The 11,617-nt window shown below is 40.7% G+C and carries 13 protein-coding genes; all 13 read left to right on the top strand.

The window, feature by feature from the left end; translation table 11 throughout:
- Positions 1–27 precede the first annotated feature (27 nt).
- The 13 genes from MOZ64_RS10420 (at position 28) to dusB (ending at position 11,459) form a co-directional block, all read left to right on the top strand.
- Positions 28–894: a YitT family protein gene (locus tag MOZ64_RS10420; protein ID WP_320326492.1), complete on the top strand. Its 867-nt coding sequence runs from the start codon at positions 28–30 to the stop codon at positions 892–894.
- Positions 878–1,402: a ribonuclease M5 gene (gene rnmV / locus MOZ64_RS10425; protein ID WP_320326493.1), complete on the top strand. Its 525-nt coding sequence runs from the start codon at positions 878–880 to the stop codon at positions 1,400–1,402. Before MOZ64_RS10420 ends, rnmV begins: the two co-directional genes overlap by 17 nt.
- A complete protein-coding gene (gene rsmA, locus MOZ64_RS10430; protein ID WP_320326494.1) occupies positions 1,395–2,294 on the top strand; it encodes a 16S rRNA (adenine(1518)-N(6)/adenine(1519)-N(6))-dimethyltransferase RsmA in 900 nt (299 codons plus the stop codon). Before rnmV ends, rsmA begins: the two co-directional genes overlap by 8 nt.
- Entirely contained in the window at positions 2,236–3,057 is an 822-nt protein-coding gene (ispE, locus tag MOZ64_RS10435; protein WP_320326495.1) for a 4-(cytidine 5'-diphospho)-2-C-methyl-D-erythritol kinase, read from the top strand. Before rsmA ends, ispE begins: the two co-directional genes overlap by 59 nt.
- Positions 3,058–3,066: 9 nt before the next feature.
- Complete coding sequence (locus tag MOZ64_RS10440; protein WP_320326496.1) at positions 3,067–3,276, top strand: DUF1146 family protein; 210 nt, start codon at positions 3,067–3,069, stop codon at positions 3,274–3,276.
- Positions 3,277–3,281: 5 nt separating this feature from the next.
- The gene (locus MOZ64_RS10445; protein WP_320326497.1) at positions 3,282–4,196 is read left to right on the top strand and encodes a rod shape-determining protein; all 915 of its coding nucleotides are present in this window, start codon (positions 3,282–3,284) and stop codon (positions 4,194–4,196) included.
- Between the two features lies 1 nt (position 4,197).
- Positions 4,198–5,259 carry an MraY family glycosyltransferase gene (locus MOZ64_RS10450; RefSeq protein WP_320326498.1) on the top strand — a complete coding sequence of 354 codons (1,062 nt, stop codon included), beginning with the start codon at positions 4,198–4,200 and terminating at the stop codon, positions 5,257–5,259.
- A 31-nt stretch (positions 5,260–5,290) separates the two neighbouring features.
- Positions 5,291–5,809: a hypothetical protein gene (locus MOZ64_RS10455; RefSeq protein ID WP_320326499.1), complete on the top strand. Its 519-nt coding sequence runs from the start codon at positions 5,291–5,293 to the stop codon at positions 5,807–5,809.
- A 61-nt stretch (positions 5,810–5,870) separates the two neighbouring features.
- Complete coding sequence (gene tilS / locus MOZ64_RS10460) at positions 5,871–7,055, top strand: tRNA lysidine(34) synthetase TilS (protein ID WP_320326500.1); 1,185 nt, start codon at positions 5,871–5,873, stop codon at positions 7,053–7,055.
- Positions 7,052–7,597 (top strand): hypoxanthine phosphoribosyltransferase, encoded by a 546-nt coding sequence (gene hpt, locus MOZ64_RS10465; protein WP_441293715.1) that lies wholly within the window; start codon positions 7,052–7,054, stop codon positions 7,595–7,597. Before tilS ends, hpt begins: the two co-directional genes overlap by 4 nt.
- A gap of 11 nt (positions 7,598–7,608) precedes the next feature.
- Positions 7,609–9,585, top strand: coding sequence for an ATP-dependent zinc metalloprotease FtsH (gene ftsH, locus MOZ64_RS10470; RefSeq protein WP_320326501.1), 1,977 nt, complete (start codon positions 7,609–7,611; stop codon positions 9,583–9,585).
- Positions 9,586–9,625: 40 nt separating this feature from the next.
- Positions 9,626–10,519 (top strand): Hsp33 family molecular chaperone HslO, encoded by an 894-nt coding sequence (gene hslO, locus MOZ64_RS10475; RefSeq protein ID WP_320326502.1) that lies wholly within the window; start codon positions 9,626–9,628, stop codon positions 10,517–10,519.
- Positions 10,503–11,459 (top strand): tRNA dihydrouridine synthase DusB, encoded by a 957-nt coding sequence (gene dusB, locus MOZ64_RS10480; RefSeq protein WP_320326503.1) that lies wholly within the window; start codon positions 10,503–10,505, stop codon positions 11,457–11,459. Before hslO ends, dusB begins: the two co-directional genes overlap by 17 nt.
- The last annotated feature ends 158 nt before the right edge of the window (positions 11,460–11,617 follow it).

The following is an 11,617-nucleotide window of genomic DNA, read 5'->3' on the forward strand; positions in this document are numbered from 1 at the left end:
GATATAATCTAAACACATAGGAAGGGGATGACAGATGTGAAACAAGGAAAGATGATCATGTATATTCTGATTGGGAATTTCTTGGTCGCTTGTGGTACGACTTTTTTTATTTTGCCAAACAATATTTTAAATGGTGGTACAGCCGGTGTGGCTGTTGCCTTAAAACCATTGCTTCATATTGATACGGTATGGATGACCAATGCCCTTACGATTGGTCTATATATCGTAGGTGCCATCTTTTTAGGGAAGCGATTTGCGATGCGTTCCTTGATCTCCACGATCTGTTATCCGATTTTTATTATTTTGTTGAGTAAGTATGCAGATACCTTGCCTCGATCAACTTTCATCATGCCCGCTTATTTAGCTTCCATCTATTCCGGTGTCTTGTTGGGGGTTGGCCTGGGCTTGGTCTTTCGGGTCGAAGCCAGTACCGGAGGGATGGATGTACCCGCATTGATCTTGCACAAATATACCCAATTATCGAGTGGTGATGCAGTGATGATCGTGGATATTGCGACGGTGGCCTTAGGCATCTATACCTATGGCTTGGTGCCTGCCTTGATTGGGATCATGTCTGTTTATATTTCTGGGGCTGCAATCAATAAAACGATGACGTTGCGATCACAAGCTGCAAAAAATGTGATGATCATTTCCGATTTTTGGCAAGATATCAACGAAGTTTTGTTGGAAGAAGTCGATCGTGGCGTAACGATCCTCAAAGGACAGGGCGGATATACGGGAAGCCAACGACCCGTTTTGATGTGTGTGATCAACCAGAAACAATATCCAAAATTGGAACAAGCCGTTTTACATATCGATCCACATGCGTTTATCATCGTCAATGATGTGCAAGAAGTGAAGGGATATGGATTTAGTTATGAAGAAAATTCGTGAAATCATTGTCGTCGAAGGAAAAAATGATACAAATACTCTGCAATCTTATTTTGAATGCGATACCATTGAAACAGGTGGAGATCAAATCGTATCAACAACGATCGATCGGATCAAAGAAGCGCAAAAAGTACGCGGCGTGATTATTTTTACGGATCCCGATTCACCGGGAGAGCATATTCGACGTTGGATCAATGAACAAGTGCCTGGATGTAAAAATGCGTTTATCCCCAAAGATCAGGCAAAGACCCCGAAAAAAGTAGGGGTCGAACATGCGAATGGCCAAGCTTTGTGGATAGCCCTCTCGCATTGTGTGACTTTTGAAGAAGATGTGCATACCTTAGCCTGGCAAGATTTTATTGATCTCGGTCTAGTGGGGGATCAATCGTATCGTAATGCGGTTTGCGCAGCCTTTCACATTGGTCCTTGTAATGGCAAGACGTGTTTTAAACGGTTGAATGCGATGCATGTGACCAAAGCGCAAATAGAAAGGATAATGAAACATGAATGATCCCATTGCGACCATCAAGAAGACCAGGGCGATCCAAGAGAAATATCAAGTTTTCACCAAAAAAGTATATGGTCAAAATTTCATCATTGAACCACGCATCGTGGAAAAAATTGCCGATGCAGCCATTGCCGATCCGAAGGAACTCGTCATCGAGATTGGTCCGGGTATTGGCGCTTTGACCCAACAGTTATGTGCTCGTGCTCAACGTGTGATTGCGTATGAAATTGATCCCCGTATGCCCGAAATATTGACCAATGAGATCAATAGTCCCCATTTGGATGTGATCCTACAAGATTTTTTAAATGTGGATGTGGATGAAGAAATCAAAAAATATCGTAAGGATGATCAACCGGTTGTCTTTGCATCCAATTTGCCCTACTACATCACAACACCTATTTTATTTCAATTGTTCGAAGCGAAAGAACCGATTGAACGCATAACGGTCATGATGCAAAAAGAAGTCGGTCAACGTTTTATGGCCCAACCATCGGATAAAGAATACAATGCCTTGAGTGTCATTTGGCAATATAAATGCGATTGTCATAAAGTGATGGATGTATCGCGACATGTATTTTGGCCCAGTCCCAATGTGGATTCGGTCGTCCTACAATTTAATTTTCACCATCGATATCATCTTCCACATGAAAGCATTTTTCTTTCTATGGTAAAAGGATGTTTTGTACAACGACGAAAAACGATATATAATAATCTTCAAAGTTACTTAAACGATAAAGAATTGGCAAAAACATGTTTAGAAAATGCGGGGATTGCCTTACACACACGCGCACAACAATGTGCATTGAAAGATTTTATTCGACTCTATGAGGTAAATTATGAAAGTATATGCGCCAGCCAAAGTGAATCTAGCTCTGGATGTGATTGGAAAAAATAAACAGGGATATCATGATCTGGATATGATCATGGCGCCTGTATCCTTATACAATATTGTGGATATCACCCAAGCATCCCATACGCGGATCACTTGTACCAATGGATTGATTCCCGATGATAATGCAACCAAAAAAATGGTCCAAGTCTTGAAGGATCGTTATGATATATCGGATTATGACATTTCGATTGAAGAACATATTCCGATGCAAGCAGGTCTTGCGGGAGCGAGTGCGAATGCCGCCGCCGTCTTAAAAGCCATCAATGATATTGATGGTCTCCAATTATCGATTGAGGAAATGATTGCCTTAGGCAAACTGGTTGGTGCCGATGTGCCTTTTTGTGTTGTGAACAAATATGCACGGGTCCAAGGCATTGGTGAGAAAATACGCAAGATGGCCTGTGATTGGAAATTTCCGATTTTATTGGTGAAACCGGAACAAGGCGTATCCACTCCAGAAGCTTTTGCGACATGGCATTTATTGGAGCCCTTACATCCGAATTTGGATATTTTAGAAAAGGCTTTGGTGGATCAAGACTTACTCTTTTATGTGAAACATATGGAAAATGCGTTGCAGCCAGCTGCTTTTCAATTGGTTCCTGCCTTAAAAGATCTTAAAAAAGAAATGGAAACCTTTGAACTTTGTGTCATGATGACCGGTTCTGGATCGACCATGATGGGATTTGGCAGCAAAGAAAACTTGGTCTTAGCACAAAAAGAATTGGCAAAAAAATATCCGTTTGTCAAGATCGTGACGGTAGGATAGGTGTTGGATATGACATATGCATTTTTACGATATTTTGTATTTATTCTATGTTTTGGCTTGAGCTTTTATGCCTTAAGCGGGATGCAATTTGATAAATTTTGTTCAGTAAAAGAGCCACGCAAAGCGGTGGTATTGCTTTTCTTATTGTCTTTTGTGTTGGCTTATTTAGAAAGTGAAGCTGTCTTACAATTGACAATTTATAATGGATTTGGAGGATGATGAAGATGTTTGATCACTGGTATGCGATGGATCTTGGTGGCACCACATGCCGTTTCTTTGATTTTGTGAAAGAGGAAACTGTTTCGTTTCCGTCTTGTATCGCAACCAAAGACGACCAAATCATCGCAATTGGAAAAGAAGCGCTTTCCCATGCTTATACAGATACCATCAAATACCCTTTTGATCATGGTCAATTGTATACTTCGATCACCCCATTGGTGAAAGCTGGCCTGGATCAGTTGGGTGCTAGTCATAGTCTTTTGCATCCTTCTGCACTGGTTGTCGTACCCACCGATGCGACCGATGATCAATTGGATGTATGGCAAACCCAGATCTTAGCGGCTGGCATTCAAAAGATCTCGTTTTTGAATGTCATGGATGCCCTACAAACGGAAGAGCCAACCATGATCATACATGCAGGACATACCTATACCGAAATGGGTATCTATGCCCATCAACAACAATTTACGCATCAAACCATCTATTTTGCGGGGAAACAAATCGAGGAAACGATCATCCAGGATATTCAAAAGAAATATGGTTGTTCCATTACGATCGAGGATGCGCATGCTTTGAAAGAAGCGGCCAGTGAAGCATTATGGAAAGGTAAAAATGCGCGGTTGCGTTGTAACGCCAAAAATGCGCAGGGACAATATGGTTTGATCGAAGTGCGGGCTTTGGATTTGTGGCCTTGTATGAAAAGTGTCATTGATCAAATCATGTTGTGGTCAAAACAGTGTTTAGAAAAAGTATCTGTGGATCTTAAAGAAAGCATTCATAAAAATGGCATCTTATTGAGTGGAGGGTTGGCGTATTGTTTTGGACTTCGTCAAACCTTGGAACAAGCATTGAACGATCCTGTGATCGTTACGCAAACCCCGGATATGGATCTTATGGAAAATATGAAAGGGTGGAAATAGTGTGAATTGGAGCATGATCGTCATCCCTTTTTTGATTTCCTGTGGATTGACGCCATTGATCAAAACGTATTCGATATGGGCCAAGGCCTATGCGAAAGAAAATAATCGAACGGTCCATCATGGAATCATTTCCCGAATTGGGGGGATCGCGATATATTGTGCTTTTTTGATCACGGTCACTATCACCATGAATCCCGATCAAGCTTTGATGGGCATCATCTATGGTGGAAGCATCCTGTTTTTTACCGGATTGGTGGATGATCTGATCGATATTCGGCCACCTGTCAAATTATTTTTTCAATTGGTGGCAGCCATCGTATTGATCATCAATGGTGTAAGTGTCGATGTGATCCATTTACCCTTTGGCATCGTAATCAACAATGCGATTATTTCCACTGTATTTACCATCATTTGGGTGGCAGGTATCACCAATTCCATCAATTTGATCGATGGCCTAGACGGTTTGGCTGGCGGCATGTCAGTGATCATGTTGGTTGTCATTGCTTCTATGGCATGGATGGAACGACGTTTGGATGTAGCCATGTTGTCGTTTATCTTAGCAGCCAGTACCGGTGGCTTTTTGATTTATAATGCACATCCAGCCAGTATTTTTATGGGCGATTGTGGCTCTTTATTTTTGGGCTTTATGATTTCTGCCATCTCTTTATTAGGCTTTAAAGGCTCGACCATTGTGACATTGGCCTTGCCTATGTTGTTGTTGATGATCCCCATCATTGATACCCTCAGTGCAATCTTACGACGTACAATCAAAGGAATGAAATTCATGCAGGCGGATAAAAGTCATATTCATCATTTATTGATGGCACAATTTGGTCATACCAAAACGGTCATCATCATGTGTGGCTTGACGGCTTTGTTTGGAATGTGTGCCTATGTATATTTATTCAACACCAAAATCGGTTTTGCGGTCATGTTGTTTTTATTGTTAGGCGTGGAGATCTTTATCGAAAAGAGTGCGATGATTTCGGAGCATTTTCATCCTTTAATGAGTTTATATGATAAAATTCGTAAAAAATTGAAATTTTCTCGTGAATCTTCATGATATCTTCACTTTCCTTTGATTGAATAGGCATATGCAAGCAAAGGATTGGTTGGTTTCCAAACGATATGATCAGTTGGATGAATTGTGGAAAGAAGCGCAAGCACGCGAAAAAGAAATGTTAGAAACATTGTCTTCGCAAGAAGCGTATGCGTATTTGGTTTCAAAACTCAATTGGTGTGATCGCAAACAAATTTCCAGTTGTCTTGAATTAGGGGTACATATTCGCATTGGCGATATTTGTTTTGTGGAATATGGATCGGCTTATTTATGTGAGATTGGGTATCAACATTTTGGTTTGATCTTATCGATCGTGCATCATAAAGCTTTGATCGTACCCATCAGTGGAAGTGAATCGGCGTATCGACATGCCATGCATAAAAAACATGTCATGCGCTTGGGGCGCGTACCAGGAATGAATAAGGTTTCGGTCTTGTATCTGAATGATGCGAAATGGATCAATACGGTTCGCATCATTGATGTCAAAGCCCATTTAGATAGTGATTCTTCTTTGTTTATGGAAATTAATAAAAGGATCAAAGAAATGTTGTAAGTGGAAAATCTGTGGGATTTGATATCTTTCTTTATTGGGGTGAAGGGTTTAAAATCTACTTATGAAAATTATCGTAGCATGTTCGGGTGGACCGGACAGTATGGCTTTATTGGATCAATTGCGAAAGAAGGAATATGCGATCTGTGTCGCCCATGTCAATTATCATCAACGTCCAAGTGCCAATCGGGATGAGATGATCGTGAAAACTTATTGTGATCAATATCATTTGGCATTTCGTTCTATAGCGCCCAAATGGACACATCATGGTAACTTTCAGGCATGGGCTCGACAAGTTCGTTATGACTTCTTTTTTTCTTATGCGAAAGAAATGGAAACGACCGATATTTATATTGCCCATCAGTTGGATGATGTATTAGAAACTTATATTTTTCAAAAGCAGCATCATCGCATTCCCCAAACCTATGGATTGGCTTCGGTCTCGTATCAACATGGATTTCGTATTCTTCGACCGTTGTTGTCCTATACAAAGGCGGAGCTGCAACAATATTGTGATGAAAACCATGTTCCTTATGGCATCGATGAATCCAATTTGACCGATCATTATACACGAAATGTTATTCGTCATCATGTATTGGATGGTTATACCCCTACGCAAAAACAAGCCTTGCTGCAAGAAATCCATAAGCAAAATGAACAGTTATCCAAAAAACGGATATGGGCCAAGCAACAATTGGCTTCTTTGGATTGGTTAGAAGATCCGCAAGCTTGGTTCATTTTAGATGTGTATTTATATGAACACACAAATAAGCACTACGCAAAAAGCTTTTTGGACGATATGGTCAAACAGTTGCATGCACCCTGTGTGATCGATCTAGGGGATCATGAATTGGAACGATGGCAAGATCAATTGTATTGTATGAAAAAAGAAACCTTTGAACCCGTCCAATTGCATCAATTGAAATATGGTGATTTTAAAGGGTTTGCCTTGAATACATCCGGCACGACCATGGAGGCTGTTACCATCGCACCATCTGATTTTCCCATCACGATTCGTTTAGTGCAGCCAGGCGATCATATCCAGATGCGATTTGGGACCAAAAAGGTTTCACGGTTTTTTGTGGATCGTAAAGTTCCTCGATTGGTTCGAAAACGTTGGTTGATCATTGAAAATTGTCAGAAACAAGTGATTTTTGTGCCAAAAATGGGATGTGATCGAAATCATTATAGTGCCAAACCAAATGTGTTTATGGTACAATATACTCTACTTAAGGAGAATGCGAAATGATACAAGATGATGTCGCTAAAGTGTTAGTGAGTGAAGCAGAAATAGAAAATAAATGCAAAGAATTAGCGCAACAGATTGAAGCCGATTATGTGAAAAAGGGACAAGTACCCATTATCGTGGGTTTATTAAAGGGTAGTGTGCCTTTTATGGCTGAATTGATCAAATATTTTACTTTTGATTGTGAAATTGATTTTATGAAAGTCAGTTCTTACGAAGGAACACGTTCGATTGGGGATGTGCGTATCGATATGGATATGACACTTTCTACCAAAGGACGTCCGATCCTTTTAGTAGAAGATATCATTGATACCGGTCGTACCTTGGTTTCTGTGAAAAAGATGTTCAAAAATAAAGGCGCAACGGATGTAAAAGTTGTTTCCTTATTGGATAAACCAAGTCGTCGTACATTTGATATCAATGCGGATTATGTGGGTTTTTCGGTTCCCGATGAATTCGTTGTGGGTTATGGTTTGGACTATAATCAAAAATATCGAAATTTACCATTTATTGGTGTATTGAAACCAGAAATCTACGAAGATTAAGGGGGCTCATTATGAAGAGAAATTGGCTTAATTATTTGCCAACGATTTTTGTGATTTGTATAATCGTCAGTTTATTGGCATATAACGTACAAGGCAATACCGTACAAATGAATTATACCCAATTTGAATCATTGAGTAAGCATGCAACATTTGATGATTCGAGCTTGGATATCAATGATACGGTGATCAAAGTATCCGGTACGTATGATGACACCAACAAAAAAGGGAATGATCCAGTAGAATATAGTGTCATTGTTCCGAATACTGATGAAAATATCCAATGGTTAAAAGAGAAATTATCGAAAGATGGTGGCAGCATTACGATCAGTGATCCACATTCTGGTGATATATGGGTCAATTTATTGGCACAATTTTTGCCATTTTTGATCGTTGCGATCTTCTTCTACTACATGTTTAGCCGAATGGGCGGTGGTGGCTCACAAAATAAGGCGTTTGAATTTGCGAAGTCACGGGCCAATATGGAACAAAATGTAAAGACACGTTTTAAAGATGTGGCTGGTTGTGAAGAAGAAAAAGAAGAAGTAAAAGAAGTCATTGATTATTTACGTTCACCCAAGAAATTTACCGATATGGGTGCTCATATTCCAAAGGGCATCTTGATGGTGGGGCCACCTGGAACCGGTAAAACATTATTGGCCAAAGCCGTAGCTGGTGAAGCCAATGTCCCATTTTTCTCGATTTCTGGTTCGGATTTCGTGGAAATGTTTGTCGGTACGGGTGCGAGTCGTGTTCGTGATATGTTCAAGAATGCACAAAAAGCAGCTCCATGTATCATTTTTATTGATGAAATCGATGCGGTAGGTCGTCAGCGTGGTGCCGGTATGGGCGGCGGCAATGACGAACGTGAACAAACATTGAACCAGTTATTGGTGGAAATGGATGGTATGACCGATAATAGCGGTATAGTCGTTATTGCTGCTACAAACCGTCCCGATATCTTAGACCCTGCATTATTGCGTAGTGGTCGTTTTGATCGTCGTATCACCGTAACATTACCAGATATCAAAGGTCGTGAAGAAATTCTAAAGGTACATGCCCGCAATAAGAAATTAGCGCCGGATGTTTCTTTACATAATTTAGCGCAGCGTTGTCCTGGTTTTTCTGGTGCGGATCTTGCCAATGTATTAAATGAAGGAGCCATCTTAGCCGTTCGTAATAAAGAACATCAAATTACGATGGATGATCTAGATGAAGCCATCGATCGTGTCATGATGGGTCCAGCAAAGAAATCCAAGAAATACAATACAATGGATAAGAAATTGGTTGCGTATCATGAGGCAGGGCATGCCGTCATTGGTTTGAAGTTAGAAGATGCTGAAAAGGTGCAAAAAGTAACGATCATTCCGCGTGGTGAAGCCGGTGGTTATAACTTGATGACACCAAAAGAAGAAAAATATTTCCATCGTAAGAGTGAATTATTAGCCCAAATTACTGGTTTATTGGGTGGTCGTACGGCCGAAGAATTGGTGTTTGGTGAAGTGAGTGCCGGTGCTGTCAACGATATCGAACAATTGACCAAATTGGCAAAAAATATGGTTCGTGTCTATGGTATGTCGAGTTTAGGACCAATCCAATATGCCGATCCACAAGGAAATGTGTTCTTAGGACGTGATTATACCCAAGGTGGATCTTATTCCGAAGGCGTTGCTGGTGAAATTGATAAAGAAGTTCGTAGTATCGTGCATCAATGTGAAGTACAATGTCGCAAGATCCTAACGGAAAATCGAGATTTATTGGATCTGATCGCAAAGAACTTGTATGAACATGAAACATTGACCAATGAAGAAATCATGAATTTGATGAAATTTGGAGAATTAAAAGATCCAAATCAAGAGCCAGAAGAGCCAACTTTACCTCCGGTTCCGGATCAGACAGAACCAGAAAAAGAAGATAGTGAAGAACCAAAAGGCATCGATCAAAAAGATATAGACGATGCGTTCAATGAGCTCACAAAACGAAAAGATTAGACGCCTTATGCGTCTTTTCTTTTATAGAAGGGATATGTATATGAAAGATCAATTATTAAAGGCATTGGTATGTCAAGGACGAGTACGTCTTTATATCGCAAGAACAACGGATCTAGTGCAAGAAGCACGCAATCGTTTTGATTTATATCCATGTGCATCTGCTGCTTTAGGAAGGACCTTGTCGGTAGGTACGATGATGGGTTCTATGTTGAAAAGTGATCAGGAAATGTTGACGATCACCATCAATGGTCATGGTCCCATTGGTACAGTCATGGTGGATGCTTATGCGAATGGGAATGTACGTGGTTTTGTTTCGAATCCACATGTTCCGACACAAAAGAAAGAGGATGGCCATTTGGATGTTGGTGGAGCCGTCGGTACGAATGGTACCTTGACGGTCACAAAAGATCTACATATGGAAGAAAATTGGACCGGTACGGTTGCTTTACAGTCAGGAGAGATTGGTGAGGATTTTGCGTATTATTTCACGTTAAGTGAGCAAATTCCTACGGCTGTCGATGTCGGTGTATTGGTTGGTGCGGATCATCATATTATTTCGAGTGGAGCTATGATCATTCAAATGTTACCGGATGCCACCGAAACGGATATTGCGATTTGTGAACACGTCTTGCAGGGATTAAAACCAATGTCACAAATCATGCAAGAATACGATGATTCCAGTTTGGAACAATTGGCCATCGACATGTTTGAGGATGTGCAGATCCTTGGTACACAGGATATCCAATATTGGTGTCCTTGTTCGAAAACGCGAATGGCACGGGCTTTATCGACCATTGCCGATCACGATCTAGAAGCTCTGATCCATGAAGATCATGGGGCTGAAGTGACTTGTAACTTTTGTAATGAAGTCTACCAATTTAGTGAACAAGAATTGGTTGATATTTTGGAGATGAAACATGCCACACGTAGTTAAAATTGGGGATGTGACATTAAAAAATAATGTGGTAGTGGCCCCGATGGCCGGCATTTCCAATATTGCTTTTCGTAAAATCAGCAAAGCATTGGGTGCGGGTTTGGTCTGCAATGAAATGGTGAGCGATAAGGCATTGTTTTATGGTTCAAAGAAAACCGAAGCAATGTGCATTTGTGATGAAAACGAACATCCAGTTAGTTTTCAATTGTTTGGTCATGATATCGAATCCGTGGTCTATGCAGGAAAATATCTAGACCAACAAACGGATTGTGACATCATTGACTTCAATATGGGGTGTCCGGTCAATAAGGTCATAAAAGCTCGTGCGGGGGCGTATTTGATGAAAGATATCGATTATGCCAAAGAATTGATGGATGCGCTTGTGCATGCGGTCCATAAACCTGTGAGTGTGAAAATGCGCATTGGTTTTGATCAAGAACATATCAATTGTGTAGCTCTTGCCCAAGCATTGGAATCGGTGGGGGTACAAGCTATTGCACTGCATGGGCGTACGCGATCTCAAATGTATGAAGGAAAAGCTCAATGGGAATATATTCAAGCCGTCAAAGAAGCTGTGTCGATTCCCGTGATTGGCAATGGGGATGTGCGTAGTGTGCAAGATTATTGGGATATACAAAAACAAACTGGCTGTGATGCTGTCATGATTGGTCGTGGGATCGTGGGCAACCCTTTTTTGATCCAAGATTGTGTGAATGGAAAAGAAGCAGAGCATACCTACGCACAACGGATGGATATGTGTTGGCAACATGCCACCTTATTGGCGGCCTATAAAGGTGAAAAGGCAGCCATACGTGAAATGCGTGGTTTAGCGAGTTGGTATTTTAAGGGGTTGCCAAATTCTCATGGTTTTAAAGATCGTTGTTCGAAGATGCAAAGTTTAGAGGATCTCCATGCGATTTTAGAGGCTTATCAATCTTGAATACGCTTACATGAATTTTTTTAAAAAAATAGTTGCATAAGGCAGATAGATTTGATAATATAACTGAGCACGCGAAAGCGTGACGATCTTTGAAAACTGAACAGGAAACCAAGAAACACGTCAATTTCGAGAAAGAAACAAACGATGTCAGGAACATC

The sequence above is a fragment of the Absicoccus intestinalis genome, assembly GCF_033971885.1.
GTDB lineage: Bacteria > Bacillota_I > Bacilli_A > Erysipelotrichales > Erysipelotrichaceae > Absicoccus > Absicoccus intestinalis.